This window comes from Massilia sp. W12 (assembly GCF_037300705.1).
Lineage (GTDB): Bacteria > Pseudomonadota > Gammaproteobacteria > Burkholderiales > Burkholderiaceae_D > JACPVY01.
Map to the genome: position 1 here is coordinate 4,545,297 of NZ_CP147776.1, position 22,622 is coordinate 4,567,918.

Genomic DNA, 22,622 nt, shown 5'->3' on the forward strand with positions numbered 1-22,622 from the left:
TGGGTAAGCTTGCATGGGATATATATAGAAACCGGATGGATGAGTTGACATCATATTTTGCCAGCCGGAATGCAGCAAGCTTCATGCGATAAATGGCAGGCTTTCAAGGATGGGCGGCTAAAGCTGTGAATACTTCTCCACAGTTTTCCGCTATGCAACAAAACACCCATCCCGTCATACCTCATGCACAACGATCCACATCCCGCAACACTCTGGTTCTGCCTGCACGGGAAATGCACAAAACCCTTTGCTGCTTGCCATCCCAGGAAAATTGCACACGGGCACCGGCGATATTCAAAGGCACGCCTTGCGGCCCCCAGATAATCGCAGTCGCGGTAGCGTCACCCTCCCCGCCTTCATGCAAGGTTCCTTGACGGGCCAGGATTTCATCCTCGGCATCGACCTGCCCCAGATTGCCGGCGCCATTTTCCACAAACACCAGCCAACCGGCGGCCCAATCGCGCGGCCCATGCCCATCCACAGTATCCAGGCTGCACTCATCACGCCCCTGGTCTGCGCGCACACTGCGGCAGACTGTCACCGGCTTGCCGCGCTGAATCGCCTCCGTGCGTGCGAAGGACTGCGCGGCTATAAATTGATTAACGCTGGTGCTGAGTTTGGTGTCGCGCAGCAATTTATTAAACTCAGGCAGCGCCTGCGTCAGCAAGATCAATCCGATGGCCAGGGCGATCAATAATTCCGGCAGGCTGTGGCCGGCTTGCAGCCAGCGCCCGTGCTTATGCGGCATTTGCCGGCGCCAATCCAGGCGCTCACGCCACGCCATCCGAACGCGCCGGCCAGCCCCGGCCAGCTTGGGCAGCAGCAAGGTCCGGGTGAAATGAATGGCGGCGGACAAAATGTTTTGCCTGCGACTGAAGATATTGCGCATACCCATCTGATTCCACAGGTGCGCAAGATGATGTCTCAACATGGCTCCCCTCCGATCTTTGGTTGGCAATGCAGGAGCCTGCCGGACGCATCCAAGCCCGACAGGACTGCAACAATCGTCACCGCCTCTGGCGGCGCAATTTCAGGCTAGACAGCAGATTTGCCTGCAACAAGCGGGATGGAACAAAGAAAACGCATTCTTGCCACTCGACAAGCCTGCGTTGCGGGAACACGACAAGTTATGAAAAATGGCCAACAGCTTTCAATTCTGGCCGGGGGGACGGGCGAATTCTTCGATTGCGTTTTGAAACTGCGTCAGATCGTCAAAACTCTGATACACCGAGGCAAAGCGGATATAAGCGACTTGATCGAGCTGCTTAAGCTCATCCATCACCCACTGCCCGATCTGACCGCTGGGCACTTCGCGCAGACCGGATGAGAGCAATTTTTCCGTGATGTGCTGCACCGCCGTGTCAATCGCCGTGACAGCGACCGGGCGTTTGCGCAGCGCCAGCATGAGGCTGGCGCGCAATTTGGCGGGATCAAATTCGGTGCGGCTGGCGTTCTTTTTGACCACTACCGGCAGCACCAGCTCCACTCTTTCATAAGTGGTGAAGCGCTTATCGCAGTTGGCGCAACGGCGCCGGCGCCGGATCGAATCACCCTCATCCGAGGCGCGCGAATCCAGCACCTGGGTTTCCTGATGGTGGCAAAAAGGACATTTCATCTTAGTCGATATGACAAGGGCGGCCAGCAGGCCGCCCGGGGTGTTTATGCTGCGTACACCGGGAAGGCGTCAGTCAGCACCTTGACTTCCGCTTTCACACGTTCGATCACTGCTGCATCTTGCGGATTATCCAGCACGTCCGCAATCAGCTGGCCGACTTTGTGCGATTCGGCTTCGCCGAAACCGCGCGTGGTCATTGCCGGGCTGCCCAGACGGATGCCGGAAGTCACGAATGGTTTTTCCGGGTCGTTCGGAATCGCATTCTTGTTGCAAGTCATGTGCGCGCTGCCCAGCACCGCTTCCGCCGCTTTGCCGGTGATGTTCTTGGGACGCAAGTCAACCAGGAACACATGCGACTCGGTGCGCCCGGAAACAATGCGCAGACCGCGCGAAATCAACGACTTGGCCAGCGCGTCAGCGTTTTTCAACACCTGCTGCTGATACACCTTGAATTCCGGGGTCAGCGCTTCTTTGAACGCCACCGCCTTGCCGGCGATCACATGCATCAGCGGGCCGCCTTGCAGGCCGGGGAAAATTGCGGAATTGATGGCCTTTTCGTGCTCGGCTTTCATCAGGATGATGCCGCCGCGCGGGCCGCGCAGGGATTTATGCGTGGTCGAGGTGACAAAATCGGCATGCGGCACCGGATTCGGGTACACACCGGCGGCGATCAAGCCGGCGTAGTGCGCCATATCCACCATGAAATACGCGCCGACATCCTTGGCCACCTTGGCCATGCGCTCGAAATCAATCCGCAAAGCGTAAGCGGAAGCGCCGGCGATGATCAGTTTCGGGCGCGTTTCATGCGCCTTCTTTTCCATCGCGTCGTAGTCGATTTCCTCTTGCGCGTTCAAACCGTAAGACACCACGTCAAACCATTTGCCGGACATGTTCAAGGCCATGCCGTGGGTCAGATGACCGCCTTCAGCCAGGGACATGCCCATGATGCGGTCGCCGGGTTTGAGCACGGCGAAAAACACGCCCTGATTCGCCTGCGAGCCGGAGTTCGGCTGCACATTCGCGGCTTCGGCGCCAAATAATTGTTTTACGCGGTCAATCGCCAATTGTTCGGCCACATCCACGAATTCGCAACCGCCATAGTAGCGTTTGCCGGGATAGCCTTCGGCGTATTTATTGGTGAGTTGTGAACCTTGCGCCTGCATCACTGCCGGCGAAGTGTAGTTTTCAGAGGCGATCAACTCGATATGATCTTGTTGGCGCTGATTTTCTTTTTGAATCGCGCTCCATAATTCGGGGTCGATGTTGGCGAGTGTATGGTCTTTTGCGAACATGAAAAAACTCCTTCAGTAATTGCTTTCAGAAGCCGCGCAGGCAGGCCTGGCTGAACGGTCAGGCGCCGACACTGGCGTAGCAACCATCATCGCCCAGGCGAACGGCATTGACTCTCACGTTCCCCGGTGGCGCTCCACCTTTTCACCGTTCACGGCAAACTTTGTTATGCTTGGAACGGCTTCTCGCCAGTCACGTGAGACATCGGGAGCGGCATTGCCTTGCAGCAAGTCTGCCCCGCTAATGGTGCGGCGATTGTAAAGTAAGGCCAGGGATTCGGCAAGCCGCAACCAGCTCTGCGAATTGCAGTGCAACATTGCGTAATTATGCATAATCAGAGGAACGATGGCCCGCAGTTCATATTTTCAGTAAAAGGAGAAACCATGATTGTATTGGTAACCGGGGCCAGCTCGGGCTTTGGCGAGGCGATTGCACGCCGCTTTGTCGCCGGCGGCGCGCGCGTAATCGCAGCGGCCCGCCGCAGCGAACGCTTGCAGGCGCTGGCTGCGGACTTGGGCCCGGCGCTGCTGCCGCTGACGCTGGACATGCGCGAACGCAGTGCGCTTACTGCGCTGCCGCACAGCCTGCCGCCGGAATGGCGCGAGATTGATGTGCTGGTGAATAACGCCGGCCTGGCGCTGGGCACCGAACTGGCGCAACACGCCAGCCTGGACGAATGGGAAACCATGATCCAAACCAATTGCTTTGGCCTGGCCGCGTTGACCCACACCCTGTTGCCGCAGATGGTGGCGCGCGGCAGCGGTCTGGTGATCAATCTCGGCTCAGTCGCCGGCAGCTACCCCTATCCGGGCGGCAATGTGTATGGCGCGAGCAAGGCTTTTGTCGATCAATTCACCCTGAATCTGCGCGCCGATCTGGTCGGAACAGGTGTGCGCGCCACCAATATCGCACCCGGTTTGTGCGGCGGCACGGAATTTTCCAATGTGCGCATGCGCGGCGACGATGCGGCTGCGGCCAAGGTGTATCAGGGCACGCAACCGCTGAGCGCTGAAGATATCGCCGAGACCGCCTGGTGGATTGCGAATCTGCCGCCGCATGTGAATATCAACAAGATTGAGATGATGCCGGTATGCCAGGGCTTCGGCGCCTTCAATATCAAGCGCGAAGTTTGAGTTACATGTGGAAACAAGTTGCGCGGCACTTCCACCCGCCGCGCCGCTTCCAAGCGCCGTTTCGCAGGCTGAACCATGAGCAATCAAACCACGCAGGAATTTCACCTCCCGCTGCGCGTGTATTACGAAGATACCGACGCCGGCGGGATTGTGTATTACGCCAATTATTTAAAATTTTGCGAACGCGCGCGCACCGAATGGTTGCGCACAGCCGGCGTCGATCATCAAACCTTGCTGGCGCAGGATGGCTTGCTGTTTGTGGTCGCCGCCTGCAACATCGCCTACCGCGCACCGGCGCGGCTGGATGATGAACTGGACGTGCGCTTGCAGCTCACCCGCATAGGCCGCGCCAGTTTGCAATTCAGCCAGTCTGTGTGGCGCGCGGACACCCTGCTGTGCGAAGTGGAAACCCGGATTGCCTGTGTCGCTGCGCAGGATGTGCGCGCCACGCCCATGCCGGAAGCCCTGCAAGCACGCTTGCGCGCATGCTCCGGACTGGCGTAAGACAAACGGCTATCGAAGTTCGCTGTTAAACTTTTTGCTTTTATTGTTAACATGCATGTCACAAAATCGCCCGGACATGGTATCAAGCACGGGCCTGTTGACATCACACTCTGAACGTTGCCGCCATGCCAAACACCGCAACCCAAGATCTATCCTTTGTGGCCTTAATCGCCAATGCCTCCGTATTGGTGCAATTGGTGATGGCCATTTTGCTGCTGGTCTCCTTTGTATCCTGGGCGTATATTTTCCGTAAGCTGTTTGCGCTTTCCGCCGCCCGCCGCGATACCGAAAACTTTGAGCGCAGCTTCTGGAATGGCGGCAGCCTGCATCAACTGTATCAACAAGCCTCTAACAACCGCGAGCAGGGCGGCGCCTTGCAAAGAGTGTTTGAAGCCGGCATGGGCGAATTCATCAAGGGTAAAGCAGCCAGCAGCCGCGACCAGAGCATGGACAGCGGCGCAGTGCTGGACGGCGCGCGGCGCGCCATGCGCGCGGCTTACCAGCGTGAAATGGATGCGCTGGAAGCCCATCTTTCTTTCCTGGCTTCAGTCGGCTCAGTCTCGCCCTATGTCGGCCTGCTCGGTACGGTGTGGGGCATCATGAATTCTTTCCGTGGCCTGGGCAATGTGCAGCAAGCCACCCTGGCGGCAGTCGCCCCCGGGATTGCCGAGGCCCTGATCGCCACCGCCATCGGCCTGTTTGCCGCGATTCCTGCGGTATTGGCGTACAACCGTTTTTCGCATGATCTGGATCGTCTGGCGATCCGCTTCGAGAGCTTCATCGAAGAGTTCTCGAATATCTTGCAACGCCAGTCGCGCTAAAGGAGACGCAGCATGGCGACAACTTCCAGCATGCGCGGCGGGCGCAACCGCAAATTCAAGGCGGAAATCAACGTCGTCCCGTATATCGACGTGATGTTGGTGCTGCTGGTGATTTTCATGGTCGTGGCGCCGCTGCAAAATCCGCAGGTGATCAATCTGCCGACCGCCGGCAAATCGACCCAGCCGCCCAGCGAGTATTTGCAAATCTCGATTCAGGCCGATGGGCGTGGCAGCATCGGTCTGGTGAATAAAAACGGCAAGAGCGAAAGCCCGCTCGAATTCGCAAACCGCAGCGAGATGACGAAAAAACTCAAGGCGCTGCACGCGGAAAAACCGGAACTGGCGGCCTTGATCGCCGCTGACCGCGAAGTGAAATATGATGAAGTGATCCAGGCGGTATCCGAGGCGCGCAAGCTCGGCATTGCGCGCGTGGGTCTGGCCACCAAATGAGGCAGTGATGAGCAGCAGCGCAATTCCCTACCAGATTCCGCGTGCGCCGGGCGGCATTCCCGCCTGGCTGCTGTCGCTGCTGGTGCATGGCGCGCTGCTGGCCTTTTTCATTATCGGCATCAATTGGAAAAATGAGGTTCCCTTGGCGATTGAGGCGGAAGTCTGGGATGTCAAGCCGGAACTGGCCGCACCCAAGCCGGTCGTGACGGAAGTGGAAGCGCCGCCGCCGCCCAAGCCGCCAGCCAAACCCGCGCCCATCGAAAAAGAAGAGCAGCCCGATATCGTGCTGGAGCAGCAAAAGAAACTGGCGCAAAAGCGGGCGCAAGAGGAAAAAGAAAAACTGGCTCTGGCGGCGCGCGAAAAACGCGAACAGGAAACCAAGCTCAAGGAAGAAAAAGCGCGTCAAGAGGCGGCCGACAAGGCGCAGCAGGACAAGCTGCGCAAGGAAGAGGAAAAGAAAAAGCTGGCCGAGAAAAAGAAACAGGAAGCCGCAGAACAGGCGCGCCTGGACAAATTGCGTGAAGCGGAAATGCGCCGCATCACCGGCGCCGCGCCGGATGTGAGCGGCAGCGGCGGCACAGGACGCGCGGCGAAATCGACCAGCCCGCGCGGCGACCCCAGCTATCTGGGGGCAGTGATCAGCAAGATCCGCTCAAACCTGATTTATCCGGTGGATCCCAACAGCCCAGGCAATCCGCATGCGATTTATTTGATTATGCAATTGCCCACAGGGGAAGTGGCGAGCTTCAAAAAGCTCAAGAGCAGCGGCATTGCCGCCTATGATTTGGCGATTGAAAATGCAATCAATAAATCCTCACCGCTGCCGCGCCGCAAAGACGGCAGCGTCGAGCGCGAGCTGGAAATCAAGTTCAATATGAAGGAGTGATATGAAGACCATGCTGTTTTCAACGGGCCTCGGACTGCTGCTGGCAGGCAGCGCGGCGCAGGCGCAATTGAAATTGGAAATTTCGGGCGTGGGCGCGAATCAGATTCCGATTGCCGTCGCCAATTTCGCCGACGACAGCGGCGCGCCGCAACATGTGGCCGACATCATCCGCGCCGATCTGGCCCGCTCCGGCCTGTTCAAATTGATCGAAGCCAATACCGTGGTGGACGCCAATGGCAGCGTGAACTATGGCGACTGGAAAGCCAAGGGCGCGGACGCGCTGGTGGCCGGCAGCGTCACCCGTCTGGCGGATGGGCGTTACGATGTGCGCTACCGTTTGCTCGACACGATCAAAAACGCCCCGCTCTCGGCCAGTGCAAACGCCGCCCCGGAACAGGCTTTGCGCCTGCAGGCGCATAAAATAGCTGACGATATCTTCCAGAAATTGACAGGTGAGCGCGGCGTCTTCGCCACCCGCATCGCCTATGTCAGCAAACGCGGCAAACAATATATGCTGGAAGTCGCGGATGCTGACGGCCAGGGCAATTTGCCAGCCTTAAGCTCGACTGAGCCGATTATCTCTCCAACCTGGTCGCCGGATGGCACTAAACTGGCGTATGTCTCGTTTGAAATGCGCAAGCCGGTGGTGTATGTGCAAAACCTGGTGACCACCAAGCGCACCATTGTCGCCAATTACAAGGGCAATAATTCGGCCCCGGCCTGGTCGCCTGACGGGAATCATTTAGCCGTCGCGCTCACACGCGATGGTCTGACCCAGATTTATATGGTGAATGCGGATGGCAGCGGCCTGCGCCGCTTGACGCACAGCAGCGGCATCGACACCGAGCCGCGCTTTTCGCCGGACGGGCAAAGCATTTATTTCACCAGCGACCGCAGCGGCGGGCCGCAAATTTATCGCATGAGCGTGGCCGGCGGCGAGGCCCAGCGCATCACTTTCGGCAGCAACTACAACATCAGCCCGCGCATCTCGCCGGATGGCAAGACGCTGGCGTTTATTTCCCGGCGCGAAGGCAAATTCCAACTCTATACCCTGGATTTGGCCAGCGGACAGGAAGTCAGGCTGGGCGACACCCACGCCGAAGAAAGTCCCAGTTTTGCGCCGAATGGCAAATATCTGATGTACGCGACTGAAGCTGGACGCCGTGGTTCGCTTGCGGTAGTCTCGCTGGACGGTCGCGTCAAACAGAGACTCAACGCCCAAGCGGGCGATATCCGTGAACCAGCCTGGGGGCCGTTCATGCCATAATGGCAAAACCCCTCAGCGGCTTTGTTTAACACAAGGAGAACCACTATGCGTCAATTCCTTAGCACCGCAACTCTCATCTCCGCCGCCATTCTGATGTCGGCCTGCTCCTCCACCGTGAAACTGGAGGAAAAGCCGGCGCAAACCGAAGCGCCGGCGCAAAAGCCGGTACAACCGCAGGCGGATAACCGCACGGTGCAACCGGTGGTGGCGGAAACCATCGATCCCCTGAACGACCCGAAAGGCGTGCTGGCCAAGCGCAGCGTGTATTTCGACTTTGACAGCTTCGTGGTCAAAGATGATTACAAAGGCGTGATCCAAAACCACTCCAGCTATCTGAGCAAAAACACGGGCCGCAAGATCAGCATCGAAGGCAATACCGATGAACGTGGCGGCCGCGAATACAATCTGGCGCTCGGCCAAAAACGCGCGGATGCAGTGCGCAAGAGCATGGCCGCTTTAGGCGTGTCGGAAGCTCAGATGGAAAGCGTGTCTTTCGGCAAAGAAAAGCCGAAGGCGCAAGGCAGCAATGAAGAAGCGTGGGCGGAAAACCGTCGCGCTGACATTGTGTATAAGTAATTCCACCACCGGCGGCCTGTGTCACAGGCCGCCCTGTTTGCCTGCCCGATATGAAAGCACATCCCCTGTTTTGGCGCGCGCTGCGGCCTTTGTGCGCTGTTTTGCTTGCGCTGCCCGTGGCCGCACACGCCGGCCTGTTTGATGATGATGAGGCGCGCAAGGCGATTTTGGATTTGCGCGCCAAAGTGGAAGCCTTGCGCCAGGAAACCGAGGCCAAACTGGATACCAAATCCAGCAAATCCAGCACGCTGGACCTGGTCAATCAAAACGAACAGCTGCGCCAGGAAATGGCCAAGCTGCGCGGCCAGATTGAAGTCTTGAGCAATGAGGTGGCGAATCTGCAAAGACGGCAAAAAGACTTTTACACCGATCTTGACGCCCGCCTGCGCAAACTGGAACCGCAAAAAGTGGTGCTGGACGGCAAAGAGGCGAACGTCGATCCGGCTGAATTGAAATCCTTTGAAGCTGCTGTCGCCGAATTCAAAAGCGGCGACTATAAAGGCGCAGCGCAAGCATTGAGCGAATTCCAGCGCCGCTACCCGGATTCGCCCTACACCCCGCAAGCCGCGTTCACGCTTGGCAATACCCTGTACGCGCTGCGCGATTGCAAATCAGCCATTCCGGTGTACAAAGAGATGGCGCGCAACTTCCCTGAACATGCGCGGGCGCCGGATGCGCTGTTGAGCATCGCCAGCTGCATGACAGAATTGAAGGAAAAACCTGCGACGATTAAGAAAGCGCTGGAAATCGTGATCCGCGATTATCCAGACAGCAGCGCCGCACAAACGGCGAAGGAGCGCTTGGGCGCCAAGAAATAAGCAGACTGAAGCGAAATCCGGAAATTCGCGTTTCGCTTGACAGCTTTCTGCAGGGCACCTATAATTTCATCTTTCTCGTGGGACGTTAGCTCAGCCGGTAGAGCAGCGGACTTTTAATCCGTTGGTCACAAGTTCGAATCTTGTACGTCCTACCACCGAATAAATTGAAATTGTGAAAACAATTTCAAAGCAGTCTCACCGGGACGTTAGCTCAGCCGGTAGAGCAGCGGACTTTTAATCCGTTGGTCACAAGTTCGAATCTTGTACGTCCTACCAGTTTTACCCGAAAGGGCCATGTGCAAACATGGCCCTTTTGCTTTTCTGCGCCGGCTTGACAATGTCTATCTGCTTGCGCAAACTGCCCACATAATGTCTTCATAACCCTGCCATCCAGCAAAACCATGATCAAGTTATTTTCAGCCGTCGCACTATCCCTGTTTTCCCTCCACGCCAGCGCAATTGAGCTGCCAGCCGACAAAGCCGCCTATCAAGGCGATTGGCGCGGCGAGCAAATGCGCCTGCACATCAAACAAAATGGCAAGGTGCATTACCACCGCAAAACGGCTGAAAAAAAAGTGGATGTGAGCATTGATCTGGACAGTTTTGAAGGCCACAGCTTTCTCGCTGGCGTCGGCCTGTTTAAAACCCGCTTCGATGTCAGCAAACCGCCGCACAAAGTCGGCGATAAAATGAAAATGGTAGTGGATGGGGTGGAGTTGACCAAGGTGGATTGATCCTTTTTTTCAATGGGGTCAGACTCGATTGATCCAAATCTGCTTCCTATTAACTGCCGCCCTGCTCCAAAGAAAAAACCCGTGCAAGCACGGGCCAAGACAATGACGCCCTTCCCGCCGGACGGGAAGGCGCCATAGCAGATGCAATCTTACATACCGATGCTGATCACACCCTGGGCCGAGCTTTGATAGGCGCCGCCTGTGGTTTGTTTCAGGCTGTAGGTGAAACTATTGCCCGAAGGCAGTACGTTCAAGCTGTAAGCAGTATCCGGTTTTAAACCGGTCGCGAGGATTCTGAGGTTGCTGTTGCTGCTGCTCCAGCTCAGGCTGGCGGCGTCACTGCTGCCACGGTTAAACGCAATCACCAGTGAATCCTCCAGCAACACAGCTTCGGTATTGGCGTCACTGCCGATGCGGCTGGCAGCAGGCGCAGCGCCCTGACCGCTGCCGTTATCGTTAGCGGCAACACTCATGACATTCAAAAAGTACTGCGTCTCGCCAACTGCCGGCGTGCCGGGCATCGAGTATTCCAGACGCCAGGCGCCAATATCGCTGGTGCTGTGTTCTTGCGGGGTTTGCTTGTTGCTGCCCAGTTTTTCCGGGTAATTGCGCCAAACAAATTCACCGGCATCAGAGATACGTTGACGCGTAACGAAGCGGCAGTCGCTGCTGCTGCCGGTAACGCTGCCGTTGGCTGGACTGATCTGGCTGCAACTGGAGCCGCTTACGCCCCCCACTTTCAAGACCATGGCGTCTTGCGGCAACAGGGTTTGCACCACCAGCATGCCGCCGCCATTCCGGACGGTCAGCTTGCGCGCGCCGCCATTGGCAAATTGCACCTGATATAAGCCATTGCCCAGCCCCTGAGCGCCGGAGCCAATCACCGGCTCATTGGCCGGATGCAGCAGGAAGTCTGCTTTCAAGTTGCCTTCGGTGCGCACCGTGTCAAACACCACAGTAAGCGCCTTACCGCCAAATTTGGGTTCAGGGACAAACACCATATTCCGGATGAAGCCATTATCCTGCTTCATCTTGTCTTTGGAGTAGGCCTTGCTGGCGTTTGCGCTGACAAAGGTGTAGGCCGGCTTATATTCATAGCGTTGCACGCCGTCGTTATAGACATCGTGTTTCGGTTCGCTCAGATTGGGCGCCAGCTCTTCCAGCGTCGGGTACAGCGTATTCACAGAATTCTGATTGTCGGTGGGATTGCGAAACCATTGACCGCCATCGTTGCTGTATTCCTTGCCATTCTTTTTGAAACGCTCGCGGGAATCAAACACCGTGATGGTGTTATGCGCCACGGTACGGGTGTAATAATTTTGCCAGTGCTGGCTGCCGTATTCGTCGTACATGCCGCTATCCAACAAGAGCGGTTTTTTGTAGAACAGTGAAAAGCTGTTTTGATCCAGATGCTGATGGTTTTCACTTAAAAAATTACTGGATTTGAAGTCGATCAGCGTCGCATCGGCGGTTTCCCATTTATCGCGCATTAACACCTGTCCCGCCATGCGGAAGTAGCGCGATTTGTCCAGATTGGCGACCGGACTTTCTTGCACATAAGCGCTGACAGGCCAGTACAAGCGCTCCCACACCAGCGCCATCGTATTGCTGTTAAGGCGGCTTGGCAAAATGGTGTTTTTATAAAACGACAAGGCCGTGCCGTCATTGCCATTGCTGGCGGCCCACAAGGCAAATTGGCCAATTTCAGCCGAGGAAGCAGTCAGACCGAAATCATCGCCCCGCGCCGGATAGCTGTTGTCGCCGCGCAGAGCGTAAATGAAGGGGTAAATCAGCTTGTTTTGCCATTCCGGTGTAAATAATGGCGCACTGGCATTGTCGATCTGCAGAGCATTGCGCCATAACAGGGTGCGTTCCGGCAGATTGATGGCGGCATAGGCATAGCCAGTGTGGTGACCGCCGTCGAGCGAAATGGCGCCGCGCGCTTTCAGAAATCCGCGTTCGATGTGCTGGTAGGCGGTGTCCAGCAAGGGCATGATTTGCTGCGGGTTTTCGTCATAAATCGCCAGCAGGCCCATCGAGATGGCATGCACTGCACTGAAGGCGTGGCCCATAATGTATTCTTTGGCGACAGAAGGCTTGAGCGGGCTTTCCCAGCGGTTCCAACCTTCGATTTGCACTGGCGTAACGCATTGCAAGCTGCTGCCATAACTGAGATTGCTGGCGCCGCTGGCGCTGGTGGCGCAGATTGATGCGGCCAGATCGTCACTCGGTTTGCTGCTGGTGGCGGCGATTGTGTTTTTGATGTGTTCCGCCAGCGCCTGACGATAACTGCGGGTATCGCCGGGCATATATTTGCCATCCATTTCCGGGTACATCCAGTCATACAAAATACCCATGGCCGCGACCCGCCCACCCATCGTCCACTCAGTGCCGCTGCTGAGCGGCGTGACTTGCAGGATTTTGTCGGCGTACAAATACGCCGCATCGCGATACAGCGGATTTTTGCTCATATTCCAGGCCAACCCCAGTTGCTGGGCGAAATCGAGCAATTTGATGCGGTGTCCGTTTGTAACATTGCAGACTGAATCGCTGGGCGCACTGATGGAGTTACAGGTATTGAGGGTATTGACGCTGGTATTGACAGTGGCGAGAAAGCTGTCCCAGGCATTGGCGAGGGCCGGGTCGATATTGGCGACTCTGGAAATGATGTCGCCGTTTTTGTCTTTCATCAAAAAGTTATCAACGCTTTCTTCTTTGCGAGGCGCAAAAATAAAACTTTGTTCATTGGCTTGCCACGATTTTACACAAGACCCACCCGCAGCAGCAAACGACCACGGCTACAAGGCCAAGGCTGCTGGCAACGTTTCCGAGCGTTTTTTAAAAGTGGAAACCATCCCCGATACCGGCGACAGCCGCAGCGGCATACGGCTGCGCGGCAAATGGCTGAAACAAGCGGGATTCCTTGCGCAAACGCAGGTGCGCGTGCGCGTCATGCCTGGCTGTCTGGTGATTACCGTGCAGGACTAGCGCCAGCGGCTTTTCTCTTCTTAGCTGCTGCTGGCCGCGCCACGCGCCACCCCGGCGGCTAAAGAAGAAAGGCAAAGCAGCCAACACCACCCCGGCGCAGCCGGGGTTGGGGCCGCTTTTATTCTGAAGAAATAAAGAAAGACAGCAGGCCAGCGCCGCCAAAGGGCGACAAGCCAAGCGCCGCGCCGACTTCACGTTCAAAGGAATGATGATCATGAGCACTTGTAAGCAACCCGACACCCCAGCCATTTGCGCACACTGCCCACACAATCCGGCCAATGCCGAACTTGGCCAGCAAATCACCTATCTGCTGGCCGAAATGAGCGCAGCTGAGCGCGCGCAAACGCTCAAGCTGATTGACAGCATCCTGGCGACCAGCCGCCAACCACCAGCGCCGCCACGGCAGAGCAAGCGCGGTAAGCGGCGTTGATGTAAAAAAGCCGCCATGCCTGGGCAGTGTTGGGCATGGCGGTTTTTTTAGATTTGTCAGGCGCGGCGCGTCATGAGCGAAATGTTGGAATGTTTGAACTGGCCCCGTTCGTCCTGGGCAATTTTCAGTCGGCGTCAACACGCTCTTCAAACTTGCTCTTTCCGCTTGCCTTAAATTGGTCGAAGATCGCTTTACTTGCCTCTATTAGGCTCTTAGCCGCAAGCTCGCCGAACTCCAAGTCCTGCTGCTGCACTTCATCTAATGCAGCTTCAAAGCCCCCCAGTTCGTCGGCTAAAATACTGAGTCTCATTGGACATAGGAAAAAACGATTATGTTTAGTGCGTTTTACATCCCATTTAATACCAAAAAAATCATGACTAAATGCCTGCGACATTATTTCATGAATGTAATCCGCATCATCTGGATGGATGTGAAATGAAATGAATAGTAGTGAATCTTGTTCACTTCCACTCGGTCCAGCATTAAACCAGCCTCGCACAGAAATACTCTGTAACAGATCCATAAAAACACCGGCCGCTTTGGACTTTGTGCTGAAAGATAGCGATTCCATTTTTAGAATCCTCCCTTTTTAAGTTGAGTAGCCATTGGGGTTGGCATTTCCGGCGTATATATCCGCCAAGACACACCGTTAGGATTCAAAGCATTTAACATCTTGAGATACTGTCGCTGTGAAACCGGGGTTGCTGATAGCAAAGGATCGTAGAAATACTTTCCGTCCGTAAATATCGAATGGTAGGCAAAGATTTCAGACCCTTTTGCCGATGGTGCTATCAAACCATCTTCTTTTCCCAACCCCCAAGCGTACTTGCCATTCCTCGGCCAACGAGTTTCAGTTGAGGATCAATGGGGTCAGGATCAATGGGGGCAGACTCGATTGATCCAACTCTTTTTCTTATGGTTTTACCCGCGCTTCATCACGCGTTCTTCAAATTGCATTTTGATCTCGCGCAAGGCAATGTTCGCCCTGAGTTCTTCTTGCAAAAGTTGGCGAGCTGCCGGACGCCGTGGTCTGACCGCATGTTCGACTGGCCATTGGCAATAGTGCCTGAGTCATCATTCAAGGCTTAGACACAAAATATGTGCTCGCTTCATTATTTTAGTACACTTCAATTTTCACCCAAACCGAAGTTTGCCGGCCTTGCCGGCGCAGCATCGCGCAGGGCATGTTTTTATTCTTAACAGCTTTATTTTGCGGGCATCCATTGGCCAGCGCCCCATTCGCACAGGCGGCTGCTTCATCAAATAAGCTGCCCTGTCGTCACAGCGGATCGCCTTGCAAGCCGGCGTGACTCACTTCTAAGGAAAAAAAATGGCCAGAGTACAGACAATTGCTTTACGGCGTATGGAACGGTTACGTCGCCGCAAGGAAAAAAAACAAACCGGGCGCATTTACTGCCGAAGTTCCTTGGTGTTTCGTTTCGATGCGAGCCTGCGTATTGGCGGCGCCGGGGCGCATCACGCAGAAATCAGCAGACGCACCGGATTACAAGCCACCAAAGCCCTGTTGAAAGGCCATCCCGTTCGGCCCAACTCAAAACGCATCTGCCAGGAAGACATTTGGATCCTCTCTTCGCCATTGAGTGAATACGCTGCGCCAGGCGAGCACCTTGCGTGGCTGTGGGAAGCTGTAGCGCCTCATATTGACTATTTTAGTGAGCTGATTCCACAAGCTGCCTGGGCGGATATTTGCATTGGATGTTTGTCCGAAAGCCCCTTTCCGCTTATATCCATTGATCCCTCATCGCTTGAGCTGATGCGCAGGCTTAAGATTGGCGTGTCTTTCAATTTCACATGCACGTAGCAGCGGATCGTGTTTGGCCTTTTAGCTTGCATGCGGCGAAATCCTTAGCCGCCCGCCGTCACCGGTTCCATTTCCAATTTGACGCCGAATTTGCCCTGGATATCGGTTTGAATCGCCGCCGCCAGCGCGGCGATTTCGGCCCCGCTGGCGCCGCCGTGGTTGACCAGCACCAGGGCCTGATGTTCATGCACGCCGGCGGCGCCCATGCGCCGTCCTTTCCAGCCGGCGCGATCAATCAGCCAGCCCGCCGCCAGCTTGTATTTGCCATCGCTTTGCAAATAACTCACCAGATCCGGCCACACGGTTTGCAATGCCGTGCGCTGCGCGCGCGTGACCACCGGGTTTTTGAAGAAACTGCCGGCATTGCCCAGCTTGGCCGGGTCGGGCAATTTGCGCCGGCGGATCGCGCATACCGCCGCCGCCACTTGCTGCGCATTGGGTGCGTCTATGCCGGCTTGCGCCAGCTCTGCCGCCAAATCGCCATAGCCGGTTTGCGCGCGCCAGTCTTTCGGACAGGCCAGGCACAATTCCAACACCAGGCCGCGTTCGCGCCAGACATGTTTAAACACGCTGTCGCGATAGCCAAACGCACAATCAGCATTATCCAGCACCACGACTTCCCCGCTGTTCCAGTCATACACCGTGACGCTGTGCAAGACCTGCTTTAACTCCACCCCATACGCGCCGATGTTTTGAATTGGCGCCGCGCCCACCGTGCCGGGAATCAGGGCCAGATTTTCCAAACCGGGCGCGCCCTGCTGCAAACTCCATTCCACCAGGGCATGCCAATTGCTGCCGGCGGCAGCGCGCAAATAACGGTAATCGCTGTCTTCTCCCGCGTTTTGCATGCCTTCTGCACACATATGCACCACCAGGCCATGCACATCGCCCAACAGCAGGAGATTGCTGCCGCCGCCTATCACCAGACGCGGCAAGGCCGCCAGTTCGGCATCCTGCGCCAGCAGCTGGCGCAATTCGATTAAATGTTGCAGCGCGTGGATTTGCACATAGGCGCGCGCACGCGCCATGATGCCGAAGGTGTTCAAGGCGCGCAGATCGGCGCCGCGCTCGACTTTCAATGGCGCGGCAGCCAGCTCGGGAAAGGCGGAAATGGGTTGCAGGCTGGGCAGATTGGGGGGCATGGCGGCGGGATTCCGGGATCGCGAAAAACAGGTGGAACGGCGCTTTTTATGCCGCGCGGCAATTGTGCGCAGGAAAAAAAGCATAATTTCCTATTATAAAGCCAGGCCGCAGAAGATTTGAGGGCGCAGCTCATTTACAATGCCAGCTGGAACGCGGCGCCGCCGCATGCATTGAATTCAGCATTTGTAAGGACTTGACATGCCCTCTTTTGACACAGTTTCCGAAGCCAATATGATCGAAGTGCGCAACGCCATCGACCAGTCCAACAAGGAAATTTCCACCCGTTTCGACTTCAAGGGCAGCGACGCCCGGATCGAACAAAAAGAACGCGAACTGACCGCCTTTGCCGATTCCGATTTCCAGCTGACCCAGGTGCGCGACGTGCTCACCGCCAAGCTGACCAAACGCGGCGTCGATGTGCGCTTTATGGATCTGGGCAAGATTGAAAAAATCGGCGGCGATAAAGTCAAACAGGGCATCCGCATCAAAAATGGCATCGAAACTGAAGACGCCAAGAAAATTCAGCGTATTATCAAAGACAGCAAGATCAAGGTGCAAGCCTCGATCCAGGGCGATGCGGTGCGCGTCACCGGCGCCAAGAGGGATGATCTGCAAGCCGTGATTGCATTGCTCAGGCGCGAAGTCAAAGACTTGCCGCTGGAATTCAATAACTTCCGCGACTGAGTGAAACAAGGTGCAGCATGGCTCGATACAAGTTTCCGGCGCCCAGGACGCAAAGCGGTCAAAAAACGCAGACTTTTGATCCCTATGTGTCAATTCTGGAGCGTGACTACCCGCGCATTCTGGAAAACATCCAGATGCTGTGGGGATTTGATGAAATGAATGATTTCTTTCGCAAACTCTCCATCGATGATCGTGGCGACCGTCAGGGTTTTCCGCCCGAAGCCTGGGAAGAAATACGCGCCCTGATGGACTTGCATCTGTTCATCGTGCCGGAAAAACATACATTCTGATCATGCGCACCTCGCTCTCCACCCTCTGCTCTGTGTTGTTGCTGAGCCTTGCAGCTCATTGCAACGCCCTGGAAATCGGTCTGGCCGGCATCTTCCCCGGCAAAGCCTTACTGGTGGTGGATGGCGCGCCGCCCAAGTTATACGATGTCGGCGCCAAACTGGGCGAGCAAGCACGCTTAGTCAGCGTGGAGCGCGACAGCGTGCAAATTGAAATCAATGGCAAGCGCCGCACTTTCCGCATGGGCGAACATGTGCGCAGCAGCGGCATTGACAGCGGCGAAGCCAACAGCAGCGGCGTCCGGCAAAAAGTCGTGCTGCCGGTCGGCAGCGGCGGCCACGTCTATACCAATGTGCAAGTCAACGGCGTCTCGGTGCGCATGGTGTTAGACACTGGCGCCACCCTGATCGCCCTGCCCGCACGCGATGCGCAACGCATCGGCCTGGATTATCGCAAAGGCCGGCTGATCCAAATGAATACCGCGAATGGCGCCAATCAAGCTTATCTGGTGAAACTCGATAGCGTCAAAATCGGCGATTTGAGCATCAATGCCGTCGATGCCAGCGTGCTGGAAAGCGGCCTGGATCAAGCCCTGCTCGGCATGTCTTTTTTAAATCGCACCAATATGGTGCGCGAAAACGATAAAATCACCCTGGAAAAACGTTTTTAAGCCAATCCGGATGAAACGTTTCAGCGCCTGCCTGCTCCAAGCCCACACGCCGCCGCCTCAGGCGGCTTTTTACTTCACAGGATAAGCGTATGAAGAAATCAATGCGTCTGCTGGCGATAGCCATGGCCGGCATGTGTCAATATGCAGTGGCGAATCAAGCCGCGCCGGCCAACGCCGCCCCCGCCAGTGAGATACTGGCCCCCAATCCGAATTTGCGCGCAGACGGCATTCCGCCGATTTCAGCAGCGCTGGCGCAAAAAATCGCCCCCTATACCGAATTCCGCCCGCGCCGCCTGCTCGACTGGCATCCGCAAAAACGCCAGATCCTGCTCTCCACCCGTGGCAAAGGAAACACCCAGCAACTGCACATCAGCGATGGCCCGGATGCGCCCTTGCGCCAAATCACCGACTTCGCCGACCCGGTGCGCGACGCCAGTTTCCAACCCACCCACGGCGAATTTCTGGTGTATCTGAAAGATGAAGGCGGCAATGAAGCCGGTCAAGCCTACCGCCTGGATCTGGCCAGCGGGGCCAGCATGCGGCTGTCCGACCCGGATCAAAAAAATGGCGTTGGCGGCTGGGACAGCAAAGGCCAGCGCATCGTGATTTTCTCAACCCCCTTGGATCGCACCGCCAAGGGCGCCACGCGTGCGGAAATCTCGACCGACGTGTGGCTGGTCGATCCCCTGGCGCCGCAGGACAAGCGCAAGCTGGCCAGTTTGCCGGGCGGCGGCTGGGGCGGCTTTCAGTTTTCGCCGGACGATAAAAAGCTGCTGGCGCTGAATTACACTTCCGCCAATTCCGCCTCAGTCTGGCTGCTGGATGTGAAAAGCGGCAAGGCGCGCGAAATTTTGCCGGCTGGCGCAGCAAGCGCGCCGGTGCGCTGGCATCACCCGCGTTTCTCCGCTGATGGCAAGAGCATCTTTGTGGCTGGCGATGCGGATGGCGAATTCATGCAATTGAACAAAGTCGATCTGAAAAGCGGCAAGCGAACCATATTGAGCCAAGCGATTCCCTGGGATGTGACGGAAATTGATCCCTCCCCCGATGGCCGTCTGGTCGCGCTGCGCATCAATCGCGACGGTTTGCAGGAATTGCATATGTTTGACGCCAAAAGCGGCAAGCAACTGGCGCAACCAGCGCTGCCGCCGGGCGCCGTGGAACGCCTGGTCTGGCGCCACAAAGGCCCGGGCAAAAAGGGCCTGCACAGTGAATTGGCGCTGACCATCAATTCCAGCAAAAGCCCGGGGGAAATCTGGACGCTGCCGCTGCAGGGCGGCAGCGCAGGCCCGGCGCAAGCCTGGACGCGACAAGACCCCGGCACGCTCGACAGCAGCGAGTTCCCCGATACAGAAATTGTGCGTTGGCAAAGTTTTGATATGCGCAGCATCAGCGGCTTGATCACGCGCGCCCCGGCGCACAAATTCAAAGGCCGGCGCCCGGTCTTGATCTCGATTCACGGCGGCCCGGAAGCACAAGCCACCATCGGCTTTTTGAGCCGCCACAATTACGCCATCAATGAACTTGGCATCACCCTGATCCAACCGAATGTGCGCGGTTCCTCCGGCTATGGCAAAACCTTCCTCAAACTCGATAACGGCGTGTTGCGCGAAGACTCGGTGAAGGACATCGGCGCCTTGCTGGACTGGATCGCTGCACAGCCGGATCTCGACCCGAATCGCGTGATGGTGATGGGCGGCAGCTATGGCGGCTATATGAGCCTGGCGGTCTCGACCCACTATGCCGAGCGCATCGCCGGCGCGGTGGATATGGTCGGCATCTCGCATTTCACCACCTTCCTGGAACGCACCGAGAGCTATCGGCGCGATTTGCGCCGGGTCGAATATGGCGATGAGCGCATCCCCGAAATGCGCGCCTTCTTCGACAAAATCGCTCCGCTCAACAATGCCGACAAAATCCGCAAACCGCTGTTTGTGGTGCAAGGCAAAAACGATCCGCGCGTACCAGTGCATGAAGCCGAACAAATTGTCGCGCGCGCCAAGCAAAACAAGGCCCCGGTCTGGTATTTGCTGGCCGACAATGAGGGACATGGCTTTGCACGGAAAAACAATCAAGACTTTTATTACGCGGCGCTGGCCACCTTCATGCAGGAATATCTTTTGAAGTAAGGCGCTTGCAGGCATAAAAAAACGGGCGGCAGGTTTGACCTGCCGCCCGTTTTCATGTCAACGGCAACTTATTGCCAGCTCACCTTCAAGCTGGCGCCCGAGGAAGCCGCATAACCATACAGGCCGATATACCAGGTTCCGGCAGCCGGTGCGGCATTGCTGCAGGTTTCGGTATTCGTGCTGCCGTTTTTGCGGCAGCTGTAGCTGCTGGTGGTCGGCTTGGCGTTGAGCTGGGTATACAGATCAATATCGCCCGTGCCGCCGGATGTGGCGACGGTGAAGTTCTTCGCCCCGGCCGGCAACACCACCTTGTAATACTTCCACGCCTTGCTGCCCACGCTGATGCTGCTCACCGTTTGGCCATTGCTGAGCGTCGGCGTGTCGTCGGTCACGCTGATGTTTTTGCTGACGGATGAGGACAAACCATCATTGTCTGTCACCGTCAACTGCACGGTATAGGTTCCGCCGCTGGCGTAGGCATTGCTGGGATTGGCGCTGGTGGAGGTTTTGCCATCGCCAAAATTCCAGTTGTAGCCGGTGATCGTGCCATCATCCGTGCTGCGGTTGGTGAAATTCACCGTCAAGCCGCTCGCCGCACTGTCAAACGCTGCTGTCGGCGGGGTTCCTTGCGCCGCGCCGACATTCACAAAAGTGGCTGTCACCGCGCCCCAATTGCCGGCGCTGTCGCGACCGCGCACATACACCAGATGTTTGCCATCGCTCCAGCCAGTGGTGTCAAGCGTGGCGCGCACCTGCTCCACGCCGCTGTTGAAAGCGCCATCCGCCGCCGTCATCGGTTTGGCCACGGCGCCAGCGACCCAGGGCGGCGTATCGACAAAATATTCCGCCGCCGCCACGGTTTGCGTCGGCTCTGTGCCATTGCTTTGGTTAAAGCGGGTGTCGTCCAGGGTCGCGCTCAGGGTCACATTCGCCCCGCTGCCGCTGGCCGTGACGGTGTGCGCTTCCGGGCCGGCGGCCACGGTGTAAGGATTGCGGCTGGCTTTGGCCGCGTACACCAGGGCCGGCATATTGCCCGGCAAAATCGTCCCGTTGTAATAGCTGCATTGCTCAAAGAAGGCGGTGCCGAGTTCAAAGGTGAAGGCGGCCACGCCCAGTTCGCCGTAGCTGGGGCCATCGCTGGTGCCATCGGTTTCATACAGATCCAGCGAGCGTTGCGGGGTGTGCTTATTCCAATACGAGAATTTGCGCGCCAGGGTGGCAAGTTGCCCGTCATTGCCCGCCACCGGGCCATTCGTGCCCCAGGGATAAAGCAGCAGGCGGCCATGGCTGTGGATATCAAGATGGATGCCGGAAGTATCCGCCGGCGCGGGGTCGGTGCGATTCGGGCCGCGCCGATCCGGCCAGATCTGGCGGATATAAGCTTCAATCGCTTTCACTTCCGGCTCAGAGCCGGCAGTCGGGCCACGGTAGGTATCATTACACACCGAGCCGGAAGAGCCGGCGCCGTTGGTGGAATTCCAGCCAAAGGTGAAATTGCGGTTCAAATCCGCGCCGCGCGAATTGCTGGTGGCGCCGCAGTAATTGGTGTTGGTGTTTTTGCGCCACAAAATGCCGCCCTCGGCTTTTTTGCGCCCGTCCGGGTTGGTCACCAGCAGGATATGCACTTCGTGATGATCCAGAATCCAGGTCATTTCCGCGTCGCTGCCATAACCATTCACCAGCTTTTTGGCGAATTCCAGCGCCAGCGGGGTGGTGGTGTATTCGCGCGCATGGATGCCGGCCTGGATGAATAAAATCGGCTTGCTGCCGGTTTTTTGCGTATTCGTCAGCTTCAAGACTTTCAGGTCATAGCCGGCTGCATTGTTTTGCGTGCGCTCCCAGGATTTGCCTATCGTGACCCAGGACGCCAGTTGCGGTTTGGCGGCGATCAGGCCATCCGCCGTGGAAAACACCTCTTCCACCGTCGGATAGCAGGAATAATTCGGGATGCCGGCAAGCATTTGCTGGCGCGGCAGCTTTGCATTGTGTTCGCGCGCCATCTGCAATTGCTGCGCCTGCCAGAGCCGGTCACGCTCCAAGCGGAAACCGGCGGCGCGCAGCTCCTTCGCTTCCGCCGGATTCACCATCACCACCATATAACCCAGCTCGTATTTCGATTCCAGGGTTTCATACTTGCTGTGCGCAATCGCGCGCGCAGCTTTGATATCGCGGAAATAGGCGCGCATCACTTCGCGCTTTTCACTTTCCTTGACTGCCGCCTCCTGATGCGCCCAGGCCGGAGCCGCCGCGCCGCCTAACAGCGTAATCCCGGATAGCGCGAAAATCGCCGCCAGCAAGCGCCGGCTGCCTTGTTGCAAAGTCCTCATCTCAAAGTCTCCGTGTTATATGCATGATCAAGCCATGCTGTTTGCCG

General features: G+C 56.9%; 23 protein-coding genes, 2 tRNA genes and 1 riboswitch. Of the genes, 18 read left to right on the top strand and 7 right to left on the bottom strand.

Translation table 11 applies throughout. The annotated features are described in order from the left end of the window. Window positions 1–181: 181 nt before the first annotated feature. The 3 genes from V8J88_RS18355 to glyA all read right to left on the bottom strand — a co-directional run bounded on the left by V8J88_RS18355 (window position 182) and on the right by glyA (window position 2,907). The gene (locus V8J88_RS18355) at window positions 182–931 is read right to left on the bottom strand and encodes a GspH/FimT family pseudopilin (protein ID WP_338845679.1); all 750 of its coding nucleotides are present in this window, start codon (window positions 929–931) and stop codon (window positions 182–184) included. A gap of 219 nt (window positions 932–1,150) precedes the next feature. Then, window positions 1,151–1,615, bottom strand: coding sequence for a transcriptional regulator NrdR (gene nrdR, locus V8J88_RS18360; protein ID WP_338845680.1), 465 nt, complete (start codon window positions 1,613–1,615; stop codon window positions 1,151–1,153). Window positions 1,616–1,659: 44 nt separating this feature from the next. After that, on the bottom strand, window positions 1,660–2,907 hold the full coding sequence (gene glyA / locus V8J88_RS18365) for a serine hydroxymethyltransferase (protein WP_338845681.1): 1,248 nt from the start codon (window positions 2,905–2,907) through the stop codon (window positions 1,660–1,662). An 84-nt stretch (window positions 2,908–2,991) separates the two neighbouring features. Further along, window positions 2,992–3,111: riboswitch (ZMP/ZTP riboswitch) on the bottom strand. Between the two features lie 177 nt (window positions 3,112–3,288). On the opposite strand from glyA, the gene V8J88_RS18370 reads away from it, so the two are divergent. The 11 genes from V8J88_RS18370 (at window position 3,289) to V8J88_RS18420 (ending at window position 10,094) form a co-directional block, all read left to right on the top strand. Next, window positions 3,289–4,038, top strand: coding sequence for an SDR family NAD(P)-dependent oxidoreductase (locus V8J88_RS18370; RefSeq protein ID WP_338845682.1), 750 nt, complete (start codon window positions 3,289–3,291; stop codon window positions 4,036–4,038). A 75-nt stretch (window positions 4,039–4,113) separates the two neighbouring features. Further along, window positions 4,114–4,542, top strand: a complete 429-nt coding sequence (gene ybgC, locus V8J88_RS18375) for a tol-pal system-associated acyl-CoA thioesterase (RefSeq protein ID WP_338845683.1) — start codon at window positions 4,114–4,116, stop codon at window positions 4,540–4,542. A gap of 125 nt (window positions 4,543–4,667) precedes the next feature. Next, complete coding sequence (gene tolQ, locus V8J88_RS18380) at window positions 4,668–5,363, top strand: protein TolQ (protein ID WP_338845684.1); 696 nt, start codon at window positions 4,668–4,670, stop codon at window positions 5,361–5,363. A 12-nt stretch (window positions 5,364–5,375) separates the two neighbouring features. Then, window positions 5,376–5,813, top strand: coding sequence for an ExbD/TolR family protein (locus V8J88_RS18385; RefSeq protein ID WP_338845685.1), 438 nt, complete (start codon window positions 5,376–5,378; stop codon window positions 5,811–5,813). Between the two features lie 7 nt (window positions 5,814–5,820). After that, window positions 5,821–6,699, top strand: coding sequence for a cell envelope integrity protein TolA (locus V8J88_RS18390; protein ID WP_338845686.1), 879 nt, complete (start codon window positions 5,821–5,823; stop codon window positions 6,697–6,699). 1 nt (window position 6,700) lies between these two features. Further along, the gene (gene tolB / locus V8J88_RS18395) at window positions 6,701–7,966 is read left to right on the top strand and encodes a Tol-Pal system beta propeller repeat protein TolB (protein WP_338845687.1); all 1,266 of its coding nucleotides are present in this window, start codon (window positions 6,701–6,703) and stop codon (window positions 7,964–7,966) included. 45 nt (window positions 7,967–8,011) lie between these two features. Continuing rightward, entirely contained in the window at window positions 8,012–8,542 is a 531-nt protein-coding gene (gene pal, locus V8J88_RS18400) for a peptidoglycan-associated lipoprotein Pal (RefSeq protein WP_338845688.1), read from the top strand. A gap of 50 nt (window positions 8,543–8,592) precedes the next feature. Then, entirely contained in the window at window positions 8,593–9,360 is a 768-nt protein-coding gene (gene ybgF, locus V8J88_RS18405) for a tol-pal system protein YbgF (RefSeq protein WP_338845689.1), read from the top strand. Between the two features lie 79 nt (window positions 9,361–9,439). Next, window positions 9,440–9,515, top strand: a tRNA-Lys gene (locus V8J88_RS18410). A 45-nt stretch (window positions 9,516–9,560) separates the two neighbouring features. Further along, window positions 9,561–9,636 (top strand) — tRNA-Lys (locus V8J88_RS18415). 125 nt (window positions 9,637–9,761) lie between these two features. After that, window positions 9,762–10,094, top strand: a complete 333-nt coding sequence (locus V8J88_RS18420; RefSeq protein WP_338845690.1) for a hypothetical protein — start codon at window positions 9,762–9,764, stop codon at window positions 10,092–10,094. A gap of 149 nt (window positions 10,095–10,243) precedes the next feature. Here the strand turns inward: V8J88_RS18420 and V8J88_RS18425 are convergent, their stop codons facing one another. Further along, complete coding sequence (locus tag V8J88_RS18425) at window positions 10,244–12,784, bottom strand: heparinase II/III family protein (protein WP_338845691.1); 2,541 nt, start codon at window positions 12,782–12,784, stop codon at window positions 10,244–10,246. On the opposite strand from V8J88_RS18425, the gene V8J88_RS18430 reads away from it, so the two are divergent. Then, on the top strand, window positions 12,759–13,082 hold the full coding sequence (locus V8J88_RS18430; protein WP_338845692.1) for a SymE family type I addiction module toxin: 324 nt from the start codon (window positions 12,759–12,761) through the stop codon (window positions 13,080–13,082). The two genes, V8J88_RS18425 and V8J88_RS18430, sit on opposite strands and share 26 nt — an antisense overlap. Before the next feature lie 214 nt (window positions 13,083–13,296). After that, window positions 13,297–13,512, top strand: coding sequence for a hypothetical protein (locus tag V8J88_RS18435; RefSeq protein ID WP_338845693.1), 216 nt, complete (start codon window positions 13,297–13,299; stop codon window positions 13,510–13,512). Window positions 13,513–13,636: 124 nt separating this feature from the next. Here V8J88_RS18435 and V8J88_RS18440 read toward each other — a convergent pair whose 3' ends face one another. Next, window positions 13,637–14,083, bottom strand: coding sequence for a hypothetical protein (locus V8J88_RS18440; RefSeq protein ID WP_338845694.1), 447 nt, complete (start codon window positions 14,081–14,083; stop codon window positions 13,637–13,639). A 759-nt stretch (window positions 14,084–14,842) separates the two neighbouring features. Between V8J88_RS18440 and V8J88_RS18445 the strand changes: the two genes are divergently transcribed. After that, window positions 14,843–15,334 (top strand): DUF4279 domain-containing protein, encoded by a 492-nt coding sequence (locus V8J88_RS18445; protein WP_338845695.1) that lies wholly within the window; start codon window positions 14,843–14,845, stop codon window positions 15,332–15,334. 44 nt (window positions 15,335–15,378) lie between these two features. Here V8J88_RS18445 and murB read toward each other — a convergent pair whose 3' ends face one another. Further along, complete coding sequence (gene murB / locus V8J88_RS18450) at window positions 15,379–16,476, bottom strand: UDP-N-acetylmuramate dehydrogenase (protein WP_338845696.1); 1,098 nt, start codon at window positions 16,474–16,476, stop codon at window positions 15,379–15,381. 199 nt (window positions 16,477–16,675) lie between these two features. On the opposite strand from murB, the gene V8J88_RS18455 reads away from it, so the two are divergent. From V8J88_RS18455 to V8J88_RS18470, 4 genes are all read left to right on the top strand, one after another. Continuing rightward, window positions 16,676–17,161, top strand: a complete 486-nt coding sequence (locus V8J88_RS18455) for a YajQ family cyclic di-GMP-binding protein (protein WP_338845697.1) — start codon at window positions 16,676–16,678, stop codon at window positions 17,159–17,161. 86 nt (window positions 17,162–17,247) lie between these two features. Further along, entirely contained in the window at window positions 17,248–17,451 is a 204-nt protein-coding gene (locus V8J88_RS18460) for a hypothetical protein (RefSeq protein ID WP_338845698.1), read from the top strand. A 2-nt stretch (window positions 17,452–17,453) separates the two neighbouring features. Beyond that, window positions 17,454–18,119 carry a TIGR02281 family clan AA aspartic protease gene (locus V8J88_RS18465; protein WP_338845699.1) on the top strand — a complete coding sequence of 222 codons (666 nt, stop codon included), beginning with the start codon at window positions 17,454–17,456 and terminating at the stop codon, window positions 18,117–18,119. Between the two features lie 89 nt (window positions 18,120–18,208). Further along, complete coding sequence (locus V8J88_RS18470) at window positions 18,209–20,248, top strand: prolyl oligopeptidase family serine peptidase (protein WP_338845700.1); 2,040 nt, start codon at window positions 18,209–18,211, stop codon at window positions 20,246–20,248. Window positions 20,249–20,316: 68 nt separating this feature from the next. Here V8J88_RS18470 and V8J88_RS18475 read toward each other — a convergent pair whose 3' ends face one another. Further along, entirely contained in the window at window positions 20,317–22,575 is a 2,259-nt protein-coding gene (locus V8J88_RS18475) for a M14 family zinc carboxypeptidase (protein ID WP_338845701.1), read from the bottom strand. Window positions 22,576–22,622: the final 47 nt, after the last annotated feature.